This is a genomic window from Caulifigura coniformis (genome assembly GCF_007745175.1).
GTDB classification, from domain to species: Bacteria; Planctomycetota; Planctomycetia; order Planctomycetales; family Planctomycetaceae; genus Caulifigura; species Caulifigura coniformis.
Genome location: NZ_CP036271.1, coordinates 4986109 through 5011394, shown reverse-complemented (window position 1 = coordinate 5011394; position 25286 = coordinate 4986109). Strand labels below are relative to the sequence as shown.

The 25286-nt window shown below is 63.3% G+C and carries 22 protein-coding genes; 9 read left to right on the top strand and 13 right to left on the bottom strand.

Annotated elements, in window-relative coordinates:
- Window positions 1-14: 14 nt before the first annotated feature.
- Window positions 15-998: a DUF1559 domain-containing protein gene (locus Pan44_RS20105; protein WP_145032927.1), complete on the bottom strand. Its 984-nt coding sequence runs from the start codon at window positions 996-998 to the stop codon at window positions 15-17.
- Window positions 999-1057: 59 nt separating this feature from the next.
- Here Pan44_RS20105 and Pan44_RS20100 point away from each other — a divergent pair, with 59 nt between their 5' ends.
- Window positions 1058-2083 (top strand): substrate-binding domain-containing protein, encoded by a 1026-nt coding sequence (locus Pan44_RS20100; protein WP_145032925.1) that lies wholly within the window; start codon window positions 1058-1060, stop codon window positions 2081-2083.
- A 169-nt stretch (window positions 2084-2252) separates the two neighbouring features.
- Window positions 2253-2738, top strand: a complete 486-nt coding sequence (locus Pan44_RS20095) for an Hcp family type VI secretion system effector (protein ID WP_145032922.1) — start codon at window positions 2253-2255, stop codon at window positions 2736-2738.
- 101 nt (window positions 2739-2839) lie between these two features.
- Here the strand turns inward: Pan44_RS20095 and Pan44_RS20090 are convergent, their stop codons facing one another.
- From Pan44_RS20090 to Pan44_RS20075, 4 genes are read right to left on the bottom strand one after another with little or no spacing between them, the layout of a single operon-like run.
- A complete protein-coding gene (locus tag Pan44_RS20090) occupies window positions 2840-3835 on the bottom strand; it encodes a 4Fe-4S dicluster domain-containing protein (protein ID WP_145032918.1) in 996 nt (331 codons plus the stop codon).
- Window positions 3836-3873: 38 nt separating this feature from the next.
- The gene (locus Pan44_RS20085; protein ID WP_145032916.1) at window positions 3874-4335 is read right to left on the bottom strand and encodes a glycine cleavage system protein H; all 462 of its coding nucleotides are present in this window, start codon (window positions 4333-4335) and stop codon (window positions 3874-3876) included.
- A 60-nt stretch (window positions 4336-4395) separates the two neighbouring features.
- Window positions 4396-4836, bottom strand: coding sequence for an amidohydrolase (locus Pan44_RS20080; RefSeq protein WP_197453507.1), 441 nt, complete (start codon window positions 4834-4836; stop codon window positions 4396-4398).
- On the bottom strand, window positions 4829-6028 hold the full coding sequence (locus Pan44_RS20075; RefSeq protein WP_145032913.1) for an aminotransferase class I/II-fold pyridoxal phosphate-dependent enzyme: 1200 nt from the start codon (window positions 6026-6028) through the stop codon (window positions 4829-4831). Before Pan44_RS20075 ends, Pan44_RS20080 begins: the two co-directional genes overlap by 8 nt.
- A 655-nt stretch (window positions 6029-6683) precedes the next feature.
- On the opposite strand from Pan44_RS20075, the gene Pan44_RS20070 reads away from it, so the two are divergent.
- Together Pan44_RS20070 and Pan44_RS20065 are read left to right on the top strand one after the other, a co-directional pair.
- The gene (locus Pan44_RS20070) at window positions 6684-7820 is read left to right on the top strand and encodes a GTP-binding protein (RefSeq protein ID WP_231754115.1); all 1137 of its coding nucleotides are present in this window, start codon (window positions 6684-6686) and stop codon (window positions 7818-7820) included.
- A gap of 78 nt (window positions 7821-7898) precedes the next feature.
- The gene (locus Pan44_RS20065; protein ID WP_145032910.1) at window positions 7899-9137 is read left to right on the top strand and encodes a radical SAM/SPASM domain-containing protein; all 1239 of its coding nucleotides are present in this window, start codon (window positions 7899-7901) and stop codon (window positions 9135-9137) included.
- Window positions 9138-9199: 62 nt separating this feature from the next.
- Here the strand turns inward: Pan44_RS20065 and Pan44_RS20060 are convergent, their stop codons facing one another.
- From Pan44_RS20060 to Pan44_RS20045, 4 genes are all read right to left on the bottom strand, one after another.
- Window positions 9200-10792 (bottom strand): ribulokinase, encoded by a 1593-nt coding sequence (locus Pan44_RS20060; protein ID WP_145032907.1) that lies wholly within the window; start codon window positions 10790-10792, stop codon window positions 9200-9202.
- Window positions 10793-10939: 147 nt separating this feature from the next.
- The gene (locus Pan44_RS20055) at window positions 10940-12205 is read right to left on the bottom strand and encodes an MFS transporter (protein ID WP_145032903.1); all 1266 of its coding nucleotides are present in this window, start codon (window positions 12203-12205) and stop codon (window positions 10940-10942) included.
- Window positions 12206-12273: 68 nt separating this feature from the next.
- Window positions 12274-13101, bottom strand: coding sequence for an HAD-IIA family hydrolase (locus tag Pan44_RS20050; protein WP_145032899.1), 828 nt, complete (start codon window positions 13099-13101; stop codon window positions 12274-12276).
- Entirely contained in the window at window positions 13098-14453 is a 1356-nt protein-coding gene (locus tag Pan44_RS20045) for a sn-glycerol-1-phosphate dehydrogenase (RefSeq protein WP_197453505.1), read from the bottom strand. Before Pan44_RS20045 ends, Pan44_RS20050 begins: the two co-directional genes overlap by 4 nt.
- 202 nt (window positions 14454-14655) lie before the next feature.
- On the opposite strand from Pan44_RS20045, the gene Pan44_RS20040 reads away from it, so the two are divergent.
- From Pan44_RS20040 to Pan44_RS20025, 4 genes are all read left to right on the top strand, one after another.
- Window positions 14656-16110 (top strand): hypothetical protein, encoded by a 1455-nt coding sequence (locus tag Pan44_RS20040; RefSeq protein ID WP_145032893.1) that lies wholly within the window; start codon window positions 14656-14658, stop codon window positions 16108-16110.
- Window positions 16111-16342: 232 nt separating this feature from the next.
- Entirely contained in the window at window positions 16343-17389 is a 1047-nt protein-coding gene (locus Pan44_RS20035; protein ID WP_145032890.1) for a hypothetical protein, read from the top strand.
- 38 nt (window positions 17390-17427) lie between these two features.
- A complete protein-coding gene (locus Pan44_RS20030; RefSeq protein ID WP_145032887.1) occupies window positions 17428-18450 on the top strand; it encodes a DUF1559 domain-containing protein in 1023 nt (340 codons plus the stop codon).
- A 55-nt stretch (window positions 18451-18505) separates the two neighbouring features.
- Window positions 18506-18877 (top strand): hypothetical protein, encoded by a 372-nt coding sequence (locus tag Pan44_RS20025; protein WP_145032884.1) that lies wholly within the window; start codon window positions 18506-18508, stop codon window positions 18875-18877.
- 90 nt (window positions 18878-18967) lie between these two features.
- On the opposite strand, the gene Pan44_RS20020 is transcribed toward Pan44_RS20025, so the two are convergent.
- The 4 genes from Pan44_RS20020 to Pan44_RS20005 all read right to left on the bottom strand — a co-directional run bounded on the left by Pan44_RS20020 (window position 18968) and on the right by Pan44_RS20005 (window position 23792).
- Window positions 18968-19165 carry a cold-shock protein gene (locus tag Pan44_RS20020; RefSeq protein WP_145032881.1) on the bottom strand — a complete coding sequence of 66 codons (198 nt, stop codon included), beginning with the start codon at window positions 19163-19165 and terminating at the stop codon, window positions 18968-18970.
- A 206-nt stretch (window positions 19166-19371) separates the two neighbouring features.
- Window positions 19372-22332, bottom strand: coding sequence for an ABC transporter permease (locus Pan44_RS20015; protein ID WP_145032847.1), 2961 nt, complete (start codon window positions 22330-22332; stop codon window positions 19372-19374).
- A gap of 49 nt (window positions 22333-22381) precedes the next feature.
- Complete coding sequence (locus tag Pan44_RS20010; protein WP_145032844.1) at window positions 22382-23347, bottom strand: ABC transporter ATP-binding protein; 966 nt, start codon at window positions 23345-23347, stop codon at window positions 22382-22384.
- A gap of 49 nt (window positions 23348-23396) precedes the next feature.
- A complete protein-coding gene (locus Pan44_RS20005) occupies window positions 23397-23792 on the bottom strand; it encodes a GntR family transcriptional regulator (protein WP_145032842.1) in 396 nt (131 codons plus the stop codon).
- 389 nt (window positions 23793-24181) lie between these two features.
- Between Pan44_RS20005 and Pan44_RS20000 the strand changes: the two genes are divergently transcribed.
- Window positions 24182-25276 (top strand): efflux RND transporter periplasmic adaptor subunit, encoded by a 1095-nt coding sequence (locus Pan44_RS20000; RefSeq protein WP_145032839.1) that lies wholly within the window; start codon window positions 24182-24184, stop codon window positions 25274-25276.
- Window positions 25277-25286: the final 10 nt, after the last annotated feature.

The window sequence follows — 25286 nt, the reverse complement described above, 5'->3', positions numbered from 1 at the left end:
CGAAACCGGCGGCATTAGAACTCGCCGACCACCTCTCCTCCACCGCGCGTACTCAGGCTTTTGAGGACGTTCGCATCGATGTTCTCCGAAAGGGTCCGAACGCTGCCATCCGCCAGGCCGAGATTGGCCCCGCCGGTATGCAGACTGCCAAAGGCATTGAGTCTTCTCGTCGATTCGACTGACGCGTCGAAGGTCGCCGCGCTGGAAATGCTGCCTGGGCGATTCGTGAAGTTGAAAGGAATTCGGGAATTGATTGGCCCGAAGCTGCTCATCGTGACGTCCGTCAGTCCGAACTGCCCCCCCGCGGGAGCCCAGTAGCCCCAGCCCGTCATGGGGTTCGTCGCATACCCGCCGGCGAAGAACGTGTCGTAGTTCGGGTCGAAGTGGCTCCGTTCCCCGACCAGCAGCGTATTGGAAGTTCCATCTGTGACGTCCCGAATCCTGACCAGCGCATGTTGAACTGTGGGCGGCGTCGTGATCGCCGGCCCTGTTCCCGCAAAAATGCCGTCCCCCTTCGTGGCCGCTGGCGGATGCGACTGCGTCCCGCCGTTTCCGCCATAGCTGGTAAGCGCGTACCGCGCGCCGCTCGGCTTCGTAAACGGATTCTGGAGCTGGCTCTCCGAGGGGCAGATCAGCACCGGCAGGACCGCCGCCGTGCTGCCGTTCGTTTCATTGACGAGGGGATCCGCGAAATCCCACTTGTTGTAGAGCGCCCCCTGCTCGAAATACGGCAGGAGCTGGACGAACATCGACCACCCTCTCACCCGCGGCTGGGAGGCGAACCCCATCCGGATCTGGCCCGGCGGGAAGCAACTGTGCGTGCTTTCATAGTTGTAGATCGCCAGCGAGAGCTGTTTGAGCTGGCTGCGGCATTGAGTCCGCCTCGCGGCTTCTCGAGCCTGCTGGACCGCCGGCAGGAGAAGTGCGATCAGGATGGCAATGATGGCGATCACCACCAGCAGTTCAATGAGGGTGAAGCCCGCTCGCCGAATTCTCATGCTGCACCTGCTAGACTCGACTACGCAAAGATACTATTCTGACATAGCACGACAGTATCATGACATCCGCGAATTCCGGCAATCGCGTCCGTGAACTTCGGGTTCAGGCTGGCCTGACGCAGGCAGAGCTTGCCGATCGCGCCGGGATTTCGCGCACAGCCGTCACAGCCATCGAAGGCGATCGCCTGGTCCCCTCGGTCTCCGCCGCGCTCGCCGTCGCCGCGGCACTGGGGACGACCGTGGAAGTCCTCTTTGGCAACGCGCCCCCCCAGGGCGGAGGGGAGGTCTGGGCGTGGGAACCCGGCAGCACTCCGGACCGACGATGGAAAGCGGAAATCGGCGGACGCACGGTGCTGTATCCGGCGGGTGTGATGCCCATGTGGACGCCGCTCCCTGACCCGTCTCAATGTCGGCCGGAGAATACGCTCGTCCTTGCCTGTTGCGATCCCGCGGCCGGCCTTCTCGCCAGCCAGTACGCGGCGGCAACGGAATTCCGGCTGCTGGTGCTTCCGCGCTCCAGTCGGCAGGCGGTGGAGATGGTGCGAAACGGTTTCGCACATCTGGCAGGAATCCATCTCTCCACGAACGATGATCCCGGCCGCAATGGCCAGGTCGTTGCAGACGCGCTCGGCCGTGATTTTCGGCTGTTGCGAATCACCCGCTGGCAGGAAGGCGTTGCCGTCACTCCGACGGCCAGGCTGCGCTCGGTGCGTTCGGCCATGCAGAGCCGACTCACATGGATCGGACGCGACCCGGGCTCCGGCGCTCGTCAGTGTCTCGACCGCCTCCTGGCGGATCGGCCTGCGCCTCGTCACATCGCGCGCGACCACCGCGGTGTGACCGAGGCCGTGCGTTCAGGCTGGGCGGACGCTGGAATCTGTGTCCAGCTCGCGAGTGTCGAGGCAGGACTCGATTTCCTGCCCGTCCAGGAAGAGGCCTACGACGTCTGCATCCCTGAAGCACTCGCGGACGACCGCCGGGTCAAGGCGTTCGTCAGCGTGGTTCGCTCGGCCGCTTACCGCAAGCTGCTGGGACAGCTACCTGGCTACACCACCCAGGGAACCGGCGACCTGCAGCGTTCCTGATCCGTGCGGTCACCGAACGCGTCGCGGCGCCGGGGCGACCGGTCAGCGCGTCTCGACCGGAATTTCAGCAACTCCCGCGGGCAATGGCGGAGAATAGCTGTGGTCGCAGCGATGGTCGGTGTGTGACCCGCACGGGACGGCCGGGAAACCTTTTGAAAGGGCGCCAATCATGGCTGCTAACATTCTGCTGAAGATTGCTGGTGTCACGGGTGATTCCAAGATCGACGGACACGAAGGAGAGATCGATCTCCTCAGCGCCTCGTTCGGTTCGAGCAACCCCTCGTCGCGTGCCTACGGCGGGGGCGCCGGCACGGCCAAAGTCAACGTGAACGACCTCGTCGCCACCAAGCGGGCCGACGCGGCCTCCCCCGAACTCTTCCTCAAGACCTGCGATGGCACGCACTACGACGATGCCACCGTCTACTTCCTGAAGGCAGGCGGCGACGGCGGACCGGTGGAATACCTCAAGTACGAGATGACGCACGTGTTCGTCAGCAGCTGGCAGCAGTCCGGCGGCGGCGACCAGTTCGCGTCGGAAAACGTCTCGTTTTCCTTCGAGAAGGTGAAAGTCACTTTCACCGGCCAGGACGATACCGGGGCGGCCACCGAGCCGGTCGAAGTCGAATGGGACATCGCCGCCAACAAGAAGCCGTAACAGCATGGTTGACCCGAACAGCGGGCGGTTGAGGGCCGGAAGTCATTCCGCCTCGGCTGCCCGCTGATTGCGTTCGTCGATCCATCGGAACGGAACGAAATTCAGAACGAGTCCAGGCCGTCGATCAGGTCGTCCAGCGCATCGCGGGGCTTCTCCGGCAGGTTTGACTGCCGCTTGGGAATCCCGACTGACATCCCCACGGCTGTCCGTCCGTCGGCGACGAGTTCGGTATCGCGCTCCAAGACCGCCAGTTCGAGGGCGGATGGCGCCCCGAACAGCTTGGAGAGATCGATCTTGAAATCCGACGCGCCCGAAACAGGAGCGCCCGCAATACCCGGAGTCTTGTGCTCGGGGAAGATGATCGCGTTCGCCGGGCAGACCCGGCTGCAGGCCGGGCATCCCTTTTTACAGTTGTCCTGCTGCTCGACGAGAATGCGTTCCTGGTCGTCGAGCCCGTAGACGCCGAACAGGCAGAAGTCGATGCATTCCATGCAGTTGGTGCATCGGCTGTAGTCGATCACCGGATACCACCGGCGTTTCGCGTTGCCGGTAAAGTCCGAACGGGTCGGCTCGGTCGAAACCGGCGCCGCATGGTGGACGGCCGGGCTGGCTGACAGTCCGAAAAAGTCGAGCGATACCGTCTCGACCGTCGATTCGCGCGCGATCCGACGGATCTCGCTCAGGAAGACTTCTGGTTTGGCATCGATCCGCAGGTCGAGCACGTAGATTGACCGGTTCGGAACCTGGAGCGCACCGATGGCGTTTGGCGAGGGCGCCTCCGGTTCCGGTTCGTCTTCGTCGTCATCGCCCGAGCGCAGCAGGACCGTTCCCTCGCGTCCTTTGACTCCCATCCGGTCGAGGATCCAGTGCGCCGCCCGCGGATACAGCCACGCCAGCACGACAACATCACCCGGGACCGATTTCAGCCACAGCGCGCCGCTGTCGTCGGCCGAGAGGTCGTTCAGGTGCGGAACCAGTGAGACGTTCGCGGTGTTCTCAATCAGCAGCTGGGCCGCGATGTCTTCTTCCAGCTGGCGCTTGTTCGGGTTTTTCCCCGGCGCCTGGGCGATCACCACGGACAGTTTGCGGTCAGCCATGAATCCTCGTCCTCAATTCGCACAGCCTTCGGGGCCGATCATTCGGCCTCGTTGTACTGCCCCTTCAGCGTCCTCTGCGTCGCGTCCCAGGTGGCGTTCAGGTGGGCCACATAATCGTCGACGGTCATCATCGGCGCGGCGGTCTCGATTTCATAGAGCCATCCGCCGTCGTAGTTGTCGGTATTGATCAGGGACGGATCGTTCATCAGGGCCGGGTTGAACGCCACGATGCGGCCGTCCAGCGGCGCGTACAGGCTCGCCACCGCCTTGGACGTCTCGATCTCCCCCACTTCCTGCTTCTTGCGGACGGCCGTGTCCGGATCGATCGACCAGTCAAGAAAATAGACGTCCTGCAGCAATCGCACAGCGTACGAAGTGAAACCGACCCGGTAGACCGGACCTTCCTGCTTCAGCCAATGATGGTTGTCGGCGTAGGAGCGGTCCGACGGGAGGACCGCTTCGAACTTGCCCATCATGAAAACGACGCTGGAGTCCGACATAAGCGGCGGGAATGACCTGAAATCGCGGGAACGACGAGGGGCTGGCAGTTCGTGCGAACGTCAATCCCCGGTGTCGGGATCGTCGTCCGTGTCGAGCTTACTGGAGTCGATTGCCGGCGAAAACGCTGGTCCCGGCGGCCGTGCCTGCGGAAAACGGGCGACAATCGCCTCCAGGTCCCGCACACAGGCGTCGATGGAAATGACAGCCTGCCGGAAATTCGTGTGGTCGGAGGCCAATGGAGCGTCGTTGGCAAACTGGATCGACGCCTTCTTGAGCTTCGACAGCTTCTTCCGGAGCTGGTGGATGTAGGCCGGAGGGTCGCCGACGCGCGACTCCACTGCGCGGCAAAGGTCGAACACGTTCCGGACAATCCCCATCAGCTCGGGAAAGTCCTCGACCTCCTGACTGTGCTTCACGAACGTCCGCACCATCCACGCATGCGCGAGGATCGTCTGGCACTGTTCAACGGCGGCCGCATCGGGCAGAAGCGGGTTACTCATCTCGGTCCCAGGGCGCGGGTGGAATCTCGAACGACCGGCGAGAAAGATCGCTGGCTGCATGCTGGATTTTTCGCAGGGCGACGACGATCTGCTCGATGTCGGCGTCCGTGCCCAGAAGCACCGGGTGATGCAGCAGCACGATTCGTCCGTCTGCACGATCGGCCACCGGGAGAGGCCCAGCCGCGCGGAAGCGCCGGGCGGCATGGATTCGATGCAGGCTGCGGAACCCGGGCCAGAATGCGATTCCTTCGGACCGCATCGCCAGGCAAAACGTCTCTCGCGACAGGCCGGCCATCACCGTCGGGTCATACTCGAATCCGACCTTGTAATACCCCGCCGCCCGGGAATGGTCGGGAGGGATCAGCATCCTCAGACCGGTGATCTCCGCCATCAATCCGTGCAGAGAACGCGTGCTGCGGCGGCGTTGTTCGTTTTGCTCATCGAGTGATCGCCACTGGGGAACCAGAGCGGCCGCCTGGAGCTCAGAGAGGGGGGACAGATCATTGCCCCGCATCACATGACGCTTGATGCGTTCGATGACGTCCCCGCGATCCGTCAGCACCGCCCCGCCACGCCCCGCCGCCGTCAGTTTGCTGCCCCCGAAACTGAGGACTCCCACGTCACCGGCCGAGCCGGCCGGTCGGCCATCAATGACAGAGCCCGGGCATTGGCAGGCGTCTTCGACGATCGGAACGCCGTCGCCCACAATCTCACGGAGCCTCGCAAGATCGACGCTCCCTCCATGCAGGTGCGAGATCAGGATCGCCTTCGTCTTCGACGTCATTGCGTCGCGCACCTTGTCAACGTCGAGCTGCCAGTCGTCAGCCCGCACGTCGACCAGCACCGGCAGAGCGCCGATCGCCAGCACATCGGTGAAGTTGGCTTTGAAATCGTAGGCCGCGAGGATCACCTCGTCCCCGGCGACGACGCCCAGCCCGCGCAGGGCCAGTTCCACGGCCGCCGTCCCGCTGCTGCACAACCAGGCGTGCCCGACTCCATGTCTCTCCCGCAGCAAAGCCCGCAGCTCGTCACCATATCGGCCGACGTACCGCCCCCAGGCGCCCTCGTCCGCGGCCTGGCGGACGGCATCCACCACCGCAGCATTCCGTGGAGGCCAGACGGGGGCTCCTTCCGGACGGACAGGAGTCCCGCCAAGCAGTGCCGGTCGTTCGTCATCTGGCTGCGCGGACACGGATAGCGATCGTCAATGAATTCGAAGAACGGGCGGTGAAACAGGCGTGCCAAAGCTTAGCGGCAGGTCCAGGGCGAGTCACTTTTTCACAAGAGGTCGTCTCTCGTCACCGCAAGTCATTTGGCGGCAACAGCGCAACCCAACGATGAACTGGCCCATCTTGAAAAAGTGACCAGCCGTGCGCGGAGTTCGCAGGCTCGGGCAGGGATTGGGAACACTGCGGAGGTGTTTGACGCCAAGGGGGGCGAGGAGGGCGCGTTGTGTGGGTGGTACTGTACTCCTCGCCCTCTTTCCCTGCGGAAGTTCAGCGGAGGGATCGGGAGAGCGTGCGTGATGCAGACATGGAGCTGGCGAGGCCGGGGGGGGGTGACGACAGGTTGACGGTGGTTGTGTTCATAGGTCCTCCATCATCACGGGGGCGGTTGCGCGGATGGGTCCGGTACGCGGGAGTCGGGAGTGCTTTGGCGGATTGGGATTGGGGCGGGGCGAGTCACTTTTTCTAAGTCGGTCGTCTCTTGTCGCCGCAAGTCATTTTGCGGCAACGACGCACACCAACGACGAATTGGCCCATCTTGAAAAAGTGACCTGCCCTGCGCGGCAGGCCGGGCTCATTGCCCGGCGGCGCTCGCCGGGTGTACGCTGGTCGTCTCCTTTCGTGATTCGTGATCGAGACCAGCAGCAACGCATGCCTCAGCAGATGAAATTTGTGCTCGTGGGCGGCTTCCTGGGCGCCGGGAAAACGACAACGATTTCGCGGCTCGCCCGCGACGCCATGAAGCTGGGGCTCAAGGTCGGCATCGTGACGAACGATCAGGCCCAGGACCTGGTCGATACGAACAACCTGCGTTCCCAGGGGTTCGATGTCGGGGAAGTCGCCGGAGCCTGCTTCTGCTGCAAGTTCGATGACCTCGTCGGAACCGTCGAAAAGCTCGACCGTGACAATGCCCCGGACATCATCCTCGCCGAGCCTGTCGGAAGCTGCACGGATCTGGTCGCCACGGTGATCCAGCCGCTGAAACAGCTCTACGACGCCCGTTTCGAGATCGCCCCTTACGCGGTCATCCTGAAGCCCAGCCAGGGGCGGAAGATCCTGAAGAACGAGCCAGGCAGCGGCTTCTCGCCGAAGGCCGCTTATATTCTCGAAAAGCAGCTCGAAGAAGCCGACGTCATCCTGATCAACCGTGTGGACGAATTGACTGCTGCGGAACTGCAGGAACTCGAGACGCTTCTCGCAGCGCGGTATCCGCAAACTCCGCGCCTGCGCATTTCGGCAAGAACGGGCGAGGGTTTCGAAGCACTCGAGGAATTCCTCAACCAGTCTGGCGACTTTGGCCGCCGGATCCTCGATATCGATTACGACATCTACGCCGATGGCGAAGCCGAACTGGGTTGGCTCAACAGTTCCGTCCAGGTGAACTCGGCAAAGCCGTTCGCGCTCGATGAACTTCTTCTCGACCTCATCGGACGTCTGAAGGAGACCCTGGCCGCAGAGGGACTGGAACCGGCCCACCTCAAGGCGATCGGCCTGTGGGAGGGATTCTTCGGAGTGGCGAATCTTGTGGCCAGCACGATGACGCCGGAGCTGTCGCTGCCATCCAAGTGTCAGGTGAAGGAAGTCGACCTCGTGGTGAATGCGCGGGTTGCGTGCGATCCGGAGCAACTGACGCGACTGGTCTATGATGCTGTGACGAAGACATGCGCCGCGTTCGGCGCGACAGCCACGTTCGGTTCGACACAATCGTTCCGGCCGGGGCGTCCCATGCCGACGCATCGGATGTCGTTGGCGAAGTAAGAGAGAGTCCAACGAGTTCCCGGGGGCTCACGCCTCCGGCTCGACCGACTGTCGTTCACGAATTGCAGTGAGCTGCTGATGTATCTGCGAATGGCCAAACGGGTCCTGCTCGAAGCAGACAAGCGTCTGGTCTGGAAGCTGGCGTACAACTTCGGCCTCAAGGGCGCGCTGTCCGTTCAGCGTTTCAAGCGGCGGCTGAAACGGGGAGAGTACTTCCCGCCGTTCCTCTACATCTCCGTCATCAATTCCTGCAACCTCCGCTGCCAGGGGTGCTGGGTCGATGTGGCCGCCAAGCAGCAGACGATCGACCTCGAATCGCTCACCCGGCTCATCAACGACGCGAAGGCGGCCGGCAACAGTTTCTTCGGCATCGTCGGCGGCGAGCCGTTCATGCATAAGGACCTCCTGAAGGCACTTTCCCGGCATCCCGACGCCTACTTCCAGATTTTCACGAACGGGCATTTCATCACGGATGAAGTCGCCAAGGAAATGCGGCGTCTCGGCAACATCACTCCCCTCATCAGCGTCGAAGGAACGGAGATCGTCAGCGACGAGCGTCGCGGCCGTCAGCATGTCCTCTCCGACACGATGCGCGGCGTCGAGAACTGCCTGAAGAACCATTTGCTCACGGGGGTCTGCACGAGCGTCTGCCAGACCAATTTCGACGACCTCGTGCAGGAGAAGTGGCTCGACCGCCTGATTGAAATGGGGGTCTTCTACACCTGGTTCCACGTCTACCGGCCGATGGGCCCCGATGCGAATCCCGAACTCTGCCTGACGCGTGAACAGCAGTTGAAGCTTCGTCGCTTCGTCGTCGAAATGCGGGCGAAGAAGCCGATCGCGATCATTGATGCCTACTACGACGGCGAGGGAAAGGCGCTCTGCCCGGCGGCGACCGGAATCAGCCACCACATCAATCCCTGGGGCGGCATCGAGCCCTGCCCGATCGTGCAGTTCGCGAAGGAAACGATTCACGACACGCGGCCAATCGACCGCGTTATGATCGAATCGAAATTCCTGCACGACTTCCGCCAGCTCGCCGCCTCCAGCACCCGCGGCTGCATCGTTCTCGAACGGCCCGACCTGCTCCACGAACTGGCCGTGCTGCACGACGCGGGAGACCAGACCGCCCGGAAGACCGCGGCGGCCGAACTCCTCGCCATGACCGCGCGGACTTCGCAGGACATGCCCACCCAGGAAATCCCGGAGAAGAGCCTCGTTTACCGCTTCGCCAAGCGGTTCTTCTTCAACGATTTCGGCGCCTACGACCATCCCGTGAGCCCGCTCAAGGCGCCCGCAGTCCCGCAGAAGACCTGAGCCGGAATTCCGCGTCGAGACCACTTTTCTCTTCGACCGCGCCACAATCGCTGGGCGGCCGGTCAGTCCACGCGTTCCTGGTGCAGGGCTTCGTGCGACAGGCGTCTCAGCGCCGGAAGGACTTCTCCGACCTGAACGGCCGCTGATTGTTCACGGCCGAAGGCGTTGTAGAGCTTGAGAAACAGCTCGTAGAGCTCGTTGCCGATCCGAACGCCGGGCGGCGCGGGTTCGACGGTGATGTATTCGGGGCAGAGCGCCTCCTGGGCTTCTTCGACGGTCTTGAAGGCACCGGCCGCAAGGAACGCGAAGATGGCCGAGCCGAGGCTCGTCGTATCGTCCTTCGGAACCAGGATCGGGACGTTGAGGATGTTGGCGTAGACCTGATTCAAGACTGAGCTGCGGCGCGGGATGCCGCCGGCATTGATCACGCGCCGGATGGGGACGCCGTACTCCGCGAGACGAGCGAGGATGTTGCGGGTGTGGAGCGCGGTGCCTTCGATGGCGGCGAAGAGTTCATCCGCCGCGGTGTGCTGGAGGTTCCAGCCGAGCGTCATGCCGCCGAGATGCGGGTTTGAAAGGACGCAGCGGTCGCCGTTGTCCCAGGCCATCCGCAAGAGGCCGGTCTGGCCGGTCCGGTAGCCTTCGATCGATTTCGAGAGCTGTTCGAGCGGGACGCCCGCGCGGCGGGCGATGGCATCGAAGAGGTCGCCGGCGGCCGAGAGTCCGGCTTCAATCCCAGTGTATCCGGGATGGATCGAGCCTTCGACGACCCCGAACACTCCGGGGATGAGGGTCGTGGTTCCGGTGATGGCCATGACACAGGTCGACGTGCCGATGACGTTCACGATGTCGCCCAGACCGATGCCGGCGCCGACAGCGTCCCAATGGGCATCGAGCGCGCCGACGGGCAGCGGGATGCCGTTCCGCATGCCGAGGCGACTGGCCCACTCGGGGGAGAGATGCCCGGCGATCGCGTTGCTTCGGTCGAAGCGTCCGCCCAGGCGATCGCGGAGGCCGGTGAACAGCGGGTCGACGCTGGAGAGAAATTCTTCTGAAGGGAGCCCGCCGAGAGAGGCGTTCCACATCCATTTGTGGCCCATTGCGCAGACGCTGCGCGGCAGTTGCGAGGGCTCGTTGATTCCGCAGAGGACTGCCGTCATCAGATCGCAGTGCTCGACTGCGGTCGCCATCTGCGAGCGGCGGTGCGGGTTGTTGCGGAGCCAGTGGAGGAGCTTCGAGAGAGCGAACTCCGAGGAATAGTTGCCGCCGCACCATTCGAGGGCCGGCAGGTTCACACGCCTGGCGGCCTCGGTGATTTGGGCCGCTTCGCGCCAGGAGCGGTGGTCGCACCAGAGGTAGTAGTCGTCGAGCGGCTGCAGGCGGTCGTCGACTGGAACGATCGTGGAGCCGGTGGTGTCGATGGCCAGGGCTTCGACGCGCTGGCCTTCGATTCCGGCTGTTTGCAGCGCCTGTCGGGCGGCTTTCTCGAGCGACGCCAGATGATCGGCGTGGCTCTGGGCGGCGTAGTCGGGATCTTCCCGCCGGCGGTGCAACGGATAGGCACACAGGCCCGAGCCCAGGCGACCACGTTCGCTGTCGACGATCGACACGCGGACGCTCTGGGTGCCGAAATCGACGCCGGCGACAATGCTCATCGAATCCCCGCGGAACTCGGGACGGAAGTGGAACGAAATGAGAGGACTGGCGTTCCCAATGCCTCTGGAGTGGAGGTCACCACTTTGATTGCACTGGCGGAGCCAGTGGCCCCCTTAGCTTGAGTGGTGACACTGCACTCGCCTGGTTCAGGCCGGTTTGCGTTCGGGCAGTTTCAGGAACAGCGCCAGCACGGCGCTGATGATGTAGAGGATGGCAAAGATCCACATCACGGTTCCGACGCCGTAGCGGGTCCAGAACAGCGACACGATGGCAGGGCCGACCCAGTTGCTCGCTCCGGCGCCGAGGTTCAGGAGCGACATGGCCGCCCCCTTGCTTTCGGGAGCCAGCGAGGGCATCAGCGCGGACAAGGGAACATAACCCGCAAGCGTTGCTCCATAGAGCACGGCGGCGAGGACGCAGAGCGGATAGTTTGCGCCCTGGGTGGTGGGGACGTAGTAGAGGAGGAGCGTCGTGATCGTGCAGCCGAGGCCGCCACAGAACGCGACGGTCTGCCGCCAGCCGAGCTTGTCGCCGATGATTCCGAACAAGAGGTTCCAGATGACGTTGCTGATGAACATGAAGCTCAGCATCTGGAGCCACTGTTCCTGCGTGAAGCCGATGGTCTTCGTGAAATAGATCGGCATGAAGACGAGGAAGCCGTTCTGCGGGGCCGTGTTGATGATGCGGACAATGCACCCGATGGCGGTTTTGGGATGGCGCCAGGCAATCGAGATGCTCGAAAGGAGCGTCCGGACGGGATGCTCGCCGGCGGGCGCGAGGCGGCGTTTACCAATCGGCTCCTGAAGACCGAGCAGCGCGATCAGGCCGCCGATGACGACGAGCCCCAGCGAGAGCCAGAGGGTCTGCATCGGGCCGATTTGCGGGATGGCGAGACTGGCGGCCAGAGGGCCCAAGGCGAGCAGACCGCCGGTGAAGGCGAACCAGAACCAGCCCACGGCGGTTCCCAATCGTCGATCGGGCGCGGCGACCGAGATCCAGACGAGGAATCCATACGCGAACAGCGGGTAGCCGAGTCCGCGAAGGGTGTACATGACCATCGTGAGGGCGTAGTTGCCGGGGCCGATTCCGAGGACGAGCAGGCCGACTTCGAAGGCGATCCAGATCGCCAGACCGACTGCCATCACCTGCCTCGGGCCCCAGAGATCGGACAGGGCTCCGGAGAGCCAGGCCGCGAGAGCGACGGCGAGACCGTAGGCGGTGAAGACGAGGCCGACGCTGTCCTCGGTCGCGATGTTGCGGTCGACGAGATACTTGGAGAGATAACCGGCCTCGACGCCGTCGCCGATCATGAAGAGCAACAGGCCGACGTAGCCCCAGACGAGCGGCGGGTGAATTCCCAGACGGTCAATCAACGAGCGTGGGGGCGGCTCGAGAGTGTCTGCAGCCTGCATTGTCTTCTCCGTGAGCGTCAGAGGAGTCGATCGAGGAATTCCAGTGATGGCCAATGACCGTTGCCGCGTCAATCGCCGGCCGTGAGTCTTCGTCCCAATTCGCCGACATCGGTCATGATGTAGTCGGGAGGGGTCGGCATGGCGGCCGTATCGGCGGCGGTGGCTTCGCCGCTGAGAACGAGGACCGAGACGGAACCGGCCCGCTGAGCCATGGCGATATCGGTGTAGAGACGGTCGCCGACCATCGCGAGTTGGGAGGGCTCGAGATGATGCCGCGCGGCCAGGTTCAGGAGGATCACCGGATCGGGTTTGCCGAGGATGACGGGGGTGCGTCCGGTGGCAGCGGTGAGGCAGGCGCAGATGGCTCCGCAGTCGACGAGAACTGTCGGTTCGTCCGTTGGACAGACGAGGTCGGGATGGGTCGCGATGAAGGGGAGGCCGAGGCTGATGCCGTAGGCGGCACGGCAGAGACGTTCGTAGTCGAGCGTGGTGTCGAACCCGATCACGACGGCTTCGCACCCGTCCCAGCGGACCTGGAAACCGGCCTCTTCGAACTGTCGGCAGAGCGACGGAGTTCCGAGGACGCCGAGCACCTTCACCGCAGGAAGGGATTCACGCAGATAGGTCAGTGTGGAATCAGCCGGCGTGTAGATCTGCGGAGGGCTGGTTTCGATTCCCATGGCGCGCAGCTTGTCGACGTAGTCGGTCTTGCTGCGGGAGGTGTTGTTGGTGAGGAAGGTGTAGCCGATGTCGTGGTTGCGAAGGGCGGCCAGGAACGGGAGCGTGACGTCGAACAGTCGATTGCCGCGATAAAGCGTGCCATCGAGATCGAGAACGACGTGACGGACGTCCCGGAGCGATCGGGCGCCGGACGAGGCGGGAATCTTTGAGGTCATGAACGCCCTGCCCCGGCGGCCCAGCAGCCGGTATGCGAGAACAGTTCGTCCATCGCGGCTTCGCCTTCACCGGAGAGCATGGCGAGATCGAGAACGGTGAAGCGGCGCCTGATGTAGAAGGCCTGTTCGTAGCTGAGGCGAAGGCGCGTCCGCGAAATGCCGATCTGCTCGGGCTCAAAGGCGGCCCCTGCTTCGGCCAGCATGTCCCTCAGGCGGGAGAAGGGAATCAACTGCTGCTGGAGCCGCTGCTTGAGCTCGGGCCAGGCGGCGTGGAGCCGGTTCATCTGTTCGCGGAGCTGCGAGCGCGAGGCGTACTTGGCCCGGGTTTCTTCGACGGCCTTCTCCGCGAGTTCCCCCGGCTCGAACAAGTCGCGGATCTTCGATTCGAGTTGTTCCGCGGTGGGCCAGCGCTGCATGAGGTCGTCGACGGATCGCGATGTCAGGTCACGTCGAATCAGTTCGTCGTAGAGGCCGATCGAGGCGAGGGTGCCGATGCCGACTTTGAATCCGTGTGAGGGGGCGACACCGTTGTGAGTATGGTGCTGCATGTCCCAGAGATGGCTGAACTGATGTTCGGCCCCAGACGCGGGTCGACTCGACCGGGCAGCCTGCATCGCGAAGCCGCTCATCATGAGGCCCGCGACCAGGCTGCGGAGCGCGGTAGGGTCGGAGTTGCGGATGCCGGCGGGGGATGAAACCCAGTGGTGCAGCCGCGACTGAACGGTTGCCCAGACATCCGGGCGAATGGGTTCGATGCCTGCGGCGTCGGCGATCATCCAGTCGGCGCCGGCCGCGATCTTGGCGATGAGGTCGGCATAGCCGGAGGCGTTCAGTCCGGGGGGCGCCGCGGCGATGACTTCGAGATCCGCGAGGACGGCCTGGGGGGCGGGGCAATCGAAGGTCTGCTTCGAGCCCTTATCGGTGATGGAGGCTCCGTAGGCGGTGAAGCCGTCCATGGAGGCCGCGGTCGCGACCGCGAGATAGGGGCGATTCAGGCGGTGGGCGACGAGCTTGGTAAGATCGTTGATGGTTCCGGAGCCGACGGCGACGGGGATGCCTTCGACGCCGGTCAAGGCCGCCTGCAACTGCTGGACGCACCGGTCCTCGGCGTACACATCCGGCCCGAAGACGAAGGGATCGGCAACGGGATGGCCGTTGCGGTGGAAGCTGTCGACAACGTCGCGTCCGGCCGCCGCGAAGGTGCTTTCGTCGGTGATGACGATGGCCGGCGCCGTCCCGAACTGTTTCTCAAACACCGCGGCCGAGTCATGTCGGGCGCCGGCGGCCGTCAGCAGAAAGCGGGTTTCGGTCGCCGATTCGAGCGCCCGTTCAATGAAAAGATCGTCGTCCATGCGCGGTAGTGTCATGGAACGGTGGGGATTTGCAACCGGGTTCAGGCCGGAATTGGCGGCCAGCCCCCGCGGCGATTCAGGCGATCAAGCAAGCTCGCTTCAGAGACACGGGGCTTCGTTGGCGATTACTATTCCAGCACGGACATTTGCTGCGGACGGCGTGCTGTTGTGCCTAACCATTTCGATTTCCGGGAGCTACCCAATGCTGTGGCGATCCTGCATGTTCGTCTGTGTCTGCTGGGGATTCGTGTCGTCGGCCTATGGCCAGTTCGAGGACCTCGCGGGGGCGACGCAGCGCGATGCGAACGCGATTCTCGCGATTGATGTCGCCGCATTGAAATCGAGCCCTCTCGCGACCGAACGCGGGTGGACGAAGAAACTGGAAGCCGCCTATGTCGACCGCGCGACATTCCTGCCGCCGGAGGCAAGCAGCGTGCTCGTGGCGGGACAGCTTGTCCTGGACAGGGAATTCCAACCGGCCTCGGAAGTGGCCGTGATGAAACTTCTGACCCCGGTTTCGATGGCCGGCCTCGCCCGGGCGAACGGCGGCCAGCTGGAGACACTGCGCGGCCGGGACGCCATCGCAACGACGGGCGACGCGTACATCGTTGCGTTGGGCGAGAATCTGATTGGCCTGTACTCGCCAGCTCACCGGCAAGCGGCGTCCCAATGGGTGGCCGACGCAGGACGCAAAGGAGGAAACGGGCTTTCGGACTACCTGAAGAAGGCGCTGGCTGGTGGAAACGACAAGACCCAGATCGTCCTCGCGATGGAACTCCAGGATGCCTTGTCACCGAGAACGATCGCGGAAGGCCTGAAGAAGATCACGCTGCCAGCGGGCGGGACGGTCAGGCCGGAGGACCTCGCGCCTCAACTGGAGACGTTGCGCGGCCTGACCGTGGAGATCGCCGTCGCGAAAGAAGTGAAAGCCACCACTCGGATCGACTTCGGGAAAACGGTCACCTTCTCCGCCGCCATCGCGAAAACGCTCTTGGTCAGCGCGATGCAGAACGCCGGCGTCGAACTTCCGGAAATTGCTGACCACCGTTTCGAGATCCGAGGAAGCACTGTCGTCGCGGAAGGAGAACTGTCGCCCGGCGCGCTGCGACGGCTGATGAGCCTGCTGGAGGTGCCGAACGTGGAGCTTGCAGCGGCCGAGTCGCCGCCGGAGACCACGCCGAGTTCCGCCGACCAGATGGCCGCGAAGTCGCAGCTCTACTTCAAATCGGCAGTCTCGCTTCTGGATGATCTCCGAGGCGACCGCTCCAAGCAGGATCCGCGCGGCGGAATGGATGCCGTCTGGATGGACAAATACGCTGCCAAGATCGATCGCCTGCCGAGCCTGGACGTCGATGAGGAACTGCTCGTGTGGGGCGAGAACACGGCCCAGACGCTCCGGGTGATGGCGAGTGCCCGGCGGGGACGCGGGCTGTCGGCGGGAGCATCCAAATCGGGACTGCGGACTGGGGTGTCGTGGGACGGTTATTACGGCGTGAGCGCCTCGGGCGCAACAGCCACCCAGGCGAGCGCGAACCAGATCGACGTGACGCAGGGGAACATGGCGACGGCCCGCCGCGTCGAAGGTTGGCGACTGATCGACAACGCGACCGCCGAGGTTCGTAAAAAGCTCACGCAGCGGTATCGCGTCGAGTTTTGACCACCCCGACGGTGGATGCCTCCAGCTGCTGACGGCCGCGCATTTGTGCGCGCTGGACAATTTCCCACCAGGAATTGTGTCCGCGGTTTCAGCTGCGCGAACCTGTATTTGGCCAACAGAGTTCAGTTGGATAACGTAGGCATCCCATTGGGCGTGGCTTTCGGTGCTGACGTGCCCCCCCTGACGGCGCGTTCTGACACCCATACAAATCCATCGAATACGGACAAGGCCGATGCTGAACCGGTGGTTCTTCGGGCATTTCTTCTGTCACTGCGCGCTGTGGATCGGGATTTCCAACGCCAGCGCAGCCGAACCTGTGGCGACCAGGGAGTTCGAGATCCGCAACGACCGGCCGTTCCTGGGCGGCCAGGAAGTGCGGCTGTGGGGCATCCGCTGCGGTAACGCGATTCACAGCGAAGTGGTTACGCAGCGGCACATCCAGAACCTGGACAACATGGTGGCCCACGGGATCAACCTGATCGGCGTCTACATCCAGGGAAGCAACGCCGGCTGGCCCGATCCGAATGTCGCAGCGAACGGCTTCACGCGTGACGGCCTGCTGAAGCCGGAGTTTGCGGAGCGGCTGGAGCGCATCATCCGCGAGGCGGACAAGCGGGGCATGGTCGTCATGGTCGGACTGTTCACGCCCCGCAAGGACCAGGAATTCTATGACGACGCAGCGATTCAACAGGCGATCGAACAGGCGGCCCGGTTCCTCAGCACCCGAAAGCTGAAGAACGTGTTCATCGACATCATGCACGAGTTCAGCCATCCCGAGCGGATCGACAAGGAGATCTTTCGCGAGCCGAACGGAGAACAGAAGAAGGCCAAGCTGACGAAATGGTTCAAGGACGTCGCCCCCGACATCGAGGTCGGAATCTGCCCCGATGCGGATACCCAGACCAAAGACACCTATCCCGGCATGGATGTCCGGCTGATTCAGAAGGATATGCCGATCGCGACGACGGGCTTCGTCGTCAACGTCGAGATGCTGCGGCAGGACGTCTATCAGAATGACGGAGTGTTTGGAGAGGCCGGCATCGCCGCGGTCTATCGTGACTGTGAAACGTACAAGGCCGCCGAAAACTCGGCATTCATGTTCCACTCCGCGTTCGTTCAGGGGATCACCAACAACAGTGGAACCGCCCCTCACGCCGAGATGGGAGGGTACGGCCGGAAGGTCAGCGACCGCGGGGTGCGTTTTTACTACGAATGGGTCCGCGACAACGTCGGACGTTATGAGTATCCGCGCCACGTTCCCGTGAGCAAAACTCCGTGACCGTCACTTTCAACCAGGGCCACTCGAGCGACCGACCCATGTCACCACGCCGGGGTTTCACGCTGATCGAACTGCTCGTCGTGATCGCCATCATCGCGATCCTGATCGGGCTGCTGCTGCCCGCTGTGCAACAGGCCCGCGAAGCGGCCCGCCGGACGCAGTGCAAAAACAACCTCAAGCAACTTGGGCTGGCGATTCATAACTACGAATCGATGCTCGGCTGCCTGCCGCCGACGGCCGTGATCGAACAGCGCGGGGCGACGCTGTGGACCGGCTATATGAGTCCACACGGACGCATCCTCCCCTTCCTCGAGCAGGGGAACGTCTACGCGGGAATCGACAAGGATTCGGCATACGGCTCGGTCGTCAATCTCCCGGCTGTGGCCCGCGTCATCAACGTGTTCATGTGCCCTTCCGAACCTCGTTCAGAGCCATTCCTGCACGCGACGTTCGGCAACATTGGAGGCGTCAACTACGGGTTCTCGATGGGCGACTGGTATGTGTGGGGCGGCTTCACGACGCCCGCGGCGCCGATCACGCGGTCGGCGTTCGGCGTGAACCTCAGCCGGAAATGGCGCGACTTTACCGATGGAACGAGCAGCACGCTGCTGATGTCCGAGGTGAAGAACTACCAGGTGCATATCCGCGATTGCGCGCAGTTCGCAAATATCAACGACTACAACAACATCCCTTCACCGGATGCGGATCCCCTCTCGGTCGCTCCCGAATACAACGGAGGAGGCTGTTCGGTGCTTCTGAACGCTCATTCCCAGTGGGCCGAGATGGCCGTGCATCACAACGGATTCACGACGGCCTGGCCGCCAAACAAGAAAACGCCGGGGGGCCCTGCCATGGAACACCCGGATGTCGACCTGATCACACGGCGGGAACGCATCGGCGGTCCGACATGGGCCGCAGTGACTTCGCGCAGCCACCATACGGGCGGCGTGCATTCGCTCCTGGGAGACGGGGCTGTTCGCTTCATCTCCTCGTCGCTCGACGGACATGTCTGGCGCAGGTTGGGGACCGTGGGTTCCGGCGAAGTCGTGAGCGAGTTTTGATCGGGACGAGTCGGGTGATCCTGAAATCTGTCAACAAAAAGCCCGGGCCATCCGCATGCGTTTCCTCCTCATCACCCTCTGTCTGATCACGGCTGGATGCCGGGTGTCTGTCACGACCACCGAATCGGCCGAGGACGACCGTGCGGCGCGGGAGCTGCTGATTACCGCACTCGATTCGTGGAAAGCAGGTAAGGTTTCTTCCCTGCGGAAGCGGACTCCGCCAGTCCGCTTCACCGATGACGACCTGCGGGCCGGGTTCCGCCTGGCGTCGTACGAACTGGCTGATCCCGAGGCAGCCGTCAGGCCGTTTCAGAACACGGACGTCAAGCTGGTTCTGGTTCGCGGGAGCGGTCCGAAGATCGAGCGTCTGGCGAGCTACCAGGTCAGCCTGAAGCCGGAACTCACGGTGCTGCGAAGCGATCCCTGATCGCGGCAGGGCGCCCCACAGAACTCCGGGATAGAAATGAAGAAGGCCCGCTTTCGCGGGCCTTCGGAATCCAGAATCATTCGCAGTCCATTAGATGGGGCGAACGTTCTCCGCGCGGGCGCCCTTGGGGCCGCGGCCTTCATTATAAGAAACCCGCTGCCCTTCACGCAGATCGTCGAACTGAACACCTTCCAGGTTCGACATATGGAAGAACAGATCGGCGCCCTTGCCCGTATTGATGAACCCGAAGCCCTTATCTGTCAATTTCTTGATCGTGCCTTCAGCCATCGAAACATCCCCCGAGATCTGCGAACGAGACCCATCGCAACAGCAGCGTATGTACGTCCCCCGCTTCACCCGCCAGCGTATCAATGTTTAGGGGTGTGGCAACGGGAACCATTGCTCCGCGACAGAATTGACCATCGAGGATGGTGCTTCCGGAGAGTAGGCAGACCAGGACCAACAGGGCGGTCGCGGCGATTGTAGGGACCCTGCTACAGGTCCTCCGGCGCCGCCGGGACATTTCCCAGATCCTCCCCCCCACTCATCATGCCTTCCATGGGGACCACATCCGGAGGATCGGGCAACTGTTGGAGCGGCCAGTCGAGGTTCGCAAGAATGGGGTCTTCATTGGTTGGAAGAACCAGAACCCGCTGGGGCTGATACTGGAGCCGCTCGGAGACTTTCATCCAGTAGAGCGTCATGTTTGAGGTCTGCGAATCGATCGCCGACCACAAGACCGGCTGCTTCCGTGGAATCGACGTGACGGCCGCGGCCTCCAACGGCTTGGCGTCGGCCAAACCAGACTGGAAGAAGAACGGCTGGCCGGTGAACGGATCGTGTGGCAGCGGGGAGGCAAGATCGCCGAGGGAGACCGGGAAAGTGCCCTCCAGCAGCCGATGTCGCTGCAGCGCAATCGCGACGGCCGTCAGATTTCTTCGTTGCTGGACTCCAATCATGAATCCCTGCCAGGCCGAGATGGTGTCGCCCTGCGGGATGATGTGCGCCGCATCGGCGAGTTCCGGCGGGAGCAACGGAGTCGTCTTGGCGTATCGCGCGAAATCCACCTGTCGATTCTCCCAGGTGGCCGGCGCGTTCCCCGCGGTCTGCAGTTCAGGAAGACTCGCAAACGGCATCCGCAATTCCTGAAGAGTCGCCCAGTTCAAGAGCCGCAGCACCCGTTCCCGCTCTGCCGCGGCAAGCCGGGAATAGAACCAGCGGGCCTCCGGCCCCCCGTCCGCTTTCCGCTGGCTGACGATCGCTTCTCCAATCCGGCCTTCTCCCGTGCAGAACCCCCGGAGGATGACATATCGCCTCTTCAGCATTTCCCGGGCACTCAGGGCCAGATCGTCCGTGAGGCCCGCCGGCCGATCGGACGGGCTCACCCGGCCTGCGATCAACGCCAGGGCCTCATCCAGAAGGGCCTCGTCCTGCTCGGGCTGGGCGGCCCATGCGCGAAGCGCCGCGAGGAGGCGACCTTCCGCACGAAGACATGAAGCCAGATCACTCCAGGAGCTGGCCTGCCGCTGAAGATCGTGCACGCCTGCGAGGGCATTGCTGATTCTGTGGAGGTGGCCATTCAGCATCGGCCGCGGCGCGGTCATTCCCCCAGGGACGGAATTGAGAAGTACGGCGTTTCGAAAAACGGAATCCTCCAGCGCGGTGAGAGCACGGGGGATTGAAAACCCTGACGGCTCCAGGACGGACGCAGTCATCAGCGGATCGATCGAACCCGCCGCTGCCTCGAGGGCCTTCGCGTCCCAGGGCGTTCCGGCTGAGAATTCCTTCGCAGCCTTCTCCCGGCGACGCGCGCGCTCGGCCGCTGCCTCACCCTGGGCCTGAATGGCCGATCGCTCTCCGGGCAGGGAGCCGTTCACGGCATGCTCCCACCGGACCGACCAGGCCTTGTCGAATCGGTCCATGGCAGCGGCCTGTGCCCGCCAGTCGAATCCGGGATCGGTGTCCGGAACCTGCCAGCCGCGTGACGCAAGGGCGAACCCGGCGCATCCGAGGAATGGAATGACGATCCAGGCGATCTGCCTGACACGCAACCGCCAACCGGACCACTGTTCCATCCAGGCGCGACGCGTGGCCCAGATCGCCAGCATGAGGGCAATCAAAACAGGCCAGACGGCTCCTGAGAGAGGAATGTCCTTATTGATGATCATGCCGACCCAGATCAGGAACAGGACGGTGCCAAGCGAAGCGAGCGACACCGCCAGGACGGTGCGGCGAACCCAGCAGGAAACGACCTGACCCACCAGGAACAGTCCAACGAACAGGGCTCCGACCACGGAACAGAGTCGAACGACGGACTCGTCGTCGCGAGGGCCCTCCCCTCGTGATGACTGGGCGGGATCGAACGCCGGAATCCCGAAGGGCCTGAAGGGCGTCGTGACCGACCACGAAACCTGGGGCGCCGCGGTCACTGCGTCGACTGCCAGCATGAAGGCCGCGACGCCGACGGCTGCGGAAAACCAGATGAACGACTTCACGGCCCAGACACGCGCGGGCGAGATGCCGCGGTCGCTGAGAAAGCTCATCAGAGACTGGCGCTGCTCCTCCCGAAACGAGAGCACTCCGAACATCACCACGACCGGACAGAGCGCGAAGAGGCTCACCGTGCGAAAAGGACGCTCGTGAGCCAGCATTTGAACAATCAACAGCACCGGCAGAAGAGCCAGGACGGCAACGAGCGCGCCGCAAATCTCTTTCCAGAAAAGGACCGTCCATCCACGAGCCTCCAGCGGCCCCCGGGTGACCAGCCATTTGAGCGGCAGAGACATCCAGGACTGCAACCCGATGGAGCTTCTCTTCGCACGGATCACGGGCGACCTCCAGACTTCCCTCCGACGCCAGAGCAGGATGAGCCCGAGATCGACCAGCGCCAGCACGGCCAATGTCAGTCCCAGCACCACCTGACCGCTGGGATACCCCGTGTCGCAAAGGCCGGTGATCAGGAGCGAGGTCAGCGCCGCGGCGATCATGACAATGAGCGGCCGCCGGAACAGGACGGAGTAGAACAGCCCCCAGAGAAAGCAGCCTGCAATCGACAACAGCGCCTGGCTGAGCGGGATATAGAACCGCACGACTCCCTCCACGTTTGCGAAGCGGAGAGCAACGGACGCGACAACGAACGTGGCCGCTGCGAAGCAGGCCACCGCGCCGACTCCATACCCGACTTTTCCGAGAATCAGTTCGCCGGAGGAGATGGGGAGCTGACGCAGCCAGTCGGCGTGCCCTTCTTCGGCGTCGCCGGCGAACAGCAGCGACGCGCACGCAGCCGCGAAACCGGCAGACGCAACGATCGCGGTTCCCAGAAACAGGTCGGGCGTCGAGGTCCGGAGAAAGACAACGAAGATCGCCTCAATCAAGACGACTCCGAACAACAGGGCCGTGCTCACCGGCAGCTGCGTCCGAAACTCTTTCCAGAACAGGCGGATGACTGCGTCCATGGGACCCTTCAGGAAGCGGGCAGAGCTTGAGTCACAGTGAAGTGAGGAATCAGCGATGCATGCCGGCGGTTTCCGCAGCCACGGCGGGGGTCGTCCAGGGATCGGGCGGCAGTTCGACAGTCCCGCCCAGCCGCACCTCACGGAGCATGGCCAGAAGGATGTCTTCGAGACTGGGATGACGGACCTGGGGGGCGGGGACGCCGAGCTGCGCGCTCATCGCCGTGAGCGCGGCCTGATCGAGATCCCGGACCATGAACAACTGCTCGTGGTGTCGCGGGACATGCGCGACGACCTTGCCCGGCATCGACACCGGAAGTCGCCATCCGGGCGGCGTCTGCAGGACGACTTCGCTCACAGTGCGTTTCAGGTCTTCCAGCCGCTCGAAACAGACAAGCTTGCCGTTCAGCAGGATCGCCACCAGATCGGCAACCCGCTCGACCTCGGTGACCTGATGGCTGGAGAGGAGCACCGTGCGTCCTTCGGCCGCGAGATCGATCATGCTTTCCAGGAACTCGCGGCGGACGAGCGGATCGAGCCCGGAGGTGGGCTCATCAAGGATCAGCAGTTGAGGCTTGTGCGCCAGCGACAACGCGAGCGCGACCTTCGCCCGGCCCCCTTTCGACAGCGCCTTGATCTTCTGCTTCCCTTCCAGCCCGAATCGTGCGGCGATACGGGCGAATTCGGTGAGGAAGCCGGTCGGATAGAACCCGGACGTGAACCAGCCAATCTCGTCGACGGTCATCCACTCGTAGAGGGCCGGTTTATCGGAGACGTAGCCGACACGACGACGGACCTCGAGCGGCTGACGCTGGGGATCCATTCCCATGACCGTCGCGGTTCCGCTGTCGGGACGCTCAAAACCCAGCAGCGAGCGGATTGCGGTCGTTTTTCCGGCCCCATTGGCGCCGAGCAGGGCACAGACCGTTCCCGGCGGAACCGACAGCGTGACGTCATCCAGCGCCACCGTCCGCCCGTAACGCTTCGTGACCCGCTGCAGCTGAAGCACAGGTTGCATAAAATGCCCTTCCGGGGATTCGAGAGCGAGGCGCTCTCCAGTGATGTGGTTATCCGCCGCCTTCCCGCTCCGGAAGGCGTACGAGAACCGACTCCATGAGCGAACGGATCTCTTCGTGTGAAACGCCGTTGTGGACGGCCTCCGACAGCACCGCCCGCAGTCGCTCACGGATCAGATCGAGTCGTTCACTCCGGCATTGCCTGGGAGCGCCCTGCGCGACGGCCAGACCAGTTCCCCGAATGGGAAGCAGCAGTCCGGCAATCTGGAGGTCGCGGTAAGCCCTGGCGACGGTGTTTGGATTGATCGCCAGCCGACTCGCAAGCTCGCGCACCGATGGAACATGGTCGCCGACATTCAGCGATCCGTCCGCGATGGCGAACTTCACCTGCCGAACGATCTGCTCGTAGATGGGAATGCCGTTCGATGGATCAACGTGCGCAAGCATTCGCCACCTGTGTACCAGTGACATAGTACACCGATTCACGGGCCGGTCAAGTGGAGGTTCGCATGGCCGACGAGGAAGAAGCCCGTGTCAGCGGAGTCACGACCGCTCTGCCGAGGCCATCGATACGGTCGGTCACCTCCCGTAAGAAGGAGCTGGTCTTGCAAAGCCGCTCTGGCGTCCGCAGGGCGCAAACCGGCCGTCTGGACCGGTTTTGAGACGCGAAATCCCGGGCGGGACGCCTCTGGGATTACATCTTCGTAAGCCCGGCCGAAAGGCGGTTTACGCACCCGCGATGCGCGACTACGAATACTGAAACTGCTTGTCGTGCGACAAGGTGCGTTGGACTCGGGGCGCAAGAACATCTCGGGCTGGCAATGGGCAAAGTCCCCATGAAACGCTTACTGGCCCGCATTGGGCTCCTGACGATTCTCTCCTGCTCCCTTTCCGCGTGCGCCAAGCACGACGAAGAGCACCACGAGGAAGCTCACCGCATCACGGCAACGACGCCCGTCTCCCGTGACGTCACGATCAAGCAGCAGTACGTCTGCCAGATTCACTCGCAGCGGCATATCGAAGTGCGGGCGCTGGAGCGGGGCTATCTCGAACAGATCCCCGTCAAGGAAGGCCAGGCGGTGAAGGCCGGCGATGTGATGTTCACGGTCCTCCCGAACGTGTATCAGGCGAAGGTGGATGCCGAGAACGCCGAAGCCAAGCTGGCGCAGCTGGAATTCGACAACACGAAGCGCCTGGCCGAAAAGAACGGTGTGTCACAGAACGAGGTGGCGCTGTTCCAGGCGAAGCTGCTGAAGGCCCAGGCGAACGCACAGATGGCGGCCGCCGAACTGAACTTCACGAAGATCGTGGCGCCATTCGACGGGATCATCGACCGGCTGCATCACCAGCATGGGAGCCTGATCGAAGAAGGCGAGATGCTCACGACGCTTTCCGATAACAGCGTCATGTGGGTGTACTTCAACGTCCCAGAACGGCGGTACCTCGAATACAAGGCGACGCTGGACAAGCACCAGGAAGACCTCGTGGTCGAGCTGATGCTCGCGGACCACTCGAAATTCCGGTACGCCGGGAAGATTGGAGCCATCGAGGCCGACTTCAACAACGAGACCGGAAACATCGCCTTCCGGGCCGACTTTCCAAACCCCGAAGGGCTCCTGCGTCACGGGCAGACCGGAACGGTGCTGATCAACCGGGTGCTGCCGAACGCAGTCGTCATCCCGCAACGCGCGACGTTCGAGATTCTCGACAAGCGCTATGTCTACGTCGTCGACAAGGACAACGTCGCCCACCAGCGCGAGATCTCGATTCAGAATGAACTGGACGACATCTTCGTGATCAAGGACGGGCTGGCCGTCGACGACACGATCGTCCTGGAGGGAAGCCGCCAGATTCGCGACGGCGAGAAGGTGGAATACGAGGAGAAGGCGCCCACCGAGGTGATGGCCCAGCTCAAGAACGTGGCCGAATAGTCACGACGTC

Coding starts and splice junctions, on each gene's coding strand:
- Pan44_RS20105 (WP_145032927.1), bottom strand. CDS start 998: ATGAGAATTCGGCGAGCGGGCTTCACCCTCATTGAACTGCTGGTGGTG.
- Pan44_RS20100 (WP_145032925.1), top strand. CDS start 1,058: ATGACATCCGCGAATTCCGGCAATCGCGTCCGTGAACTTCGGGTTCAG.
- Pan44_RS20095 (WP_145032922.1), top strand. CDS start 2,253: ATGGCTGCTAACATTCTGCTGAAGATTGCTGGTGTCACGGGTGATTCC.
- Pan44_RS20090 (WP_145032918.1), bottom strand. CDS start 3,835: ATGGCTGACCGCAAACTGTCCGTGGTGATCGCCCAGGCGCCGGGGAAA.
- Pan44_RS20085 (WP_145032916.1), bottom strand. CDS start 4,335: ATGTCGGACTCCAGCGTCGTTTTCATGATGGGCAAGTTCGAAGCGGTC.
- Pan44_RS20080 (WP_197453507.1), bottom strand. CDS start 4,836: ATGAGTAACCCGCTTCTGCCCGATGCGGCCGCCGTTGAACAGTGCCAG.
- Pan44_RS20065 (WP_145032910.1), top strand. CDS start 7,899: ATGTATCTGCGAATGGCCAAACGGGTCCTGCTCGAAGCAGACAAGCGT.
- Pan44_RS20060 (WP_145032907.1), bottom strand. CDS start 10,792: ATGAGCATTGTCGCCGGCGTCGATTTCGGCACCCAGAGCGTCCGCGTG.
- Pan44_RS20055 (WP_145032903.1), bottom strand. CDS start 12,205: ATGCAGGCTGCAGACACTCTCGAGCCGCCCCCACGCTCGTTGATTGAC.
- Pan44_RS20050 (WP_145032899.1), bottom strand. CDS start 13,101: ATGACCTCAAAGATTCCCGCCTCGTCCGGCGCCCGATCGCTCCGGGAC.
- Pan44_RS20045 (WP_197453505.1), bottom strand. CDS start 14,453: ATGGACGACGATCTTTTCATTGAACGGGCGCTCGAATCGGCGACCGAA.
- Pan44_RS20040 (WP_145032893.1), top strand. CDS start 14,656: ATGCTGTGGCGATCCTGCATGTTCGTCTGTGTCTGCTGGGGATTCGTG.
- Pan44_RS20035 (WP_145032890.1), top strand. CDS start 16,343: ATGCTGAACCGGTGGTTCTTCGGGCATTTCTTCTGTCACTGCGCGCTG.
- Pan44_RS20030 (WP_145032887.1), top strand. CDS start 17,428: ATGTCACCACGCCGGGGTTTCACGCTGATCGAACTGCTCGTCGTGATC.
- Pan44_RS20025 (WP_145032884.1), top strand. CDS start 18,506: ATGCGTTTCCTCCTCATCACCCTCTGTCTGATCACGGCTGGATGCCGG.
- Pan44_RS20020 (WP_145032881.1), bottom strand. CDS start 19,165: ATGGCTGAAGGCACGATCAAGAAATTGACAGATAAGGGCTTCGGGTTC.
- Pan44_RS20015 (WP_145032847.1), bottom strand. CDS start 22,332: ATGGACGCAGTCATCCGCCTGTTCTGGAAAGAGTTTCGGACGCAGCTG.
- Pan44_RS20010 (WP_145032844.1), bottom strand. CDS start 23,347: ATGCAACCTGTGCTTCAGCTGCAGCGGGTCACGAAGCGTTACGGGCGG.
- Pan44_RS20005 (WP_145032842.1), bottom strand. CDS start 23,792: ATGCTTGCGCACGTTGATCCATCGAACGGCATTCCCATCTACGAGCAG.
- Pan44_RS20000 (WP_145032839.1), top strand. CDS start 24,182: ATGAAACGCTTACTGGCCCGCATTGGGCTCCTGACGATTCTCTCCTGC.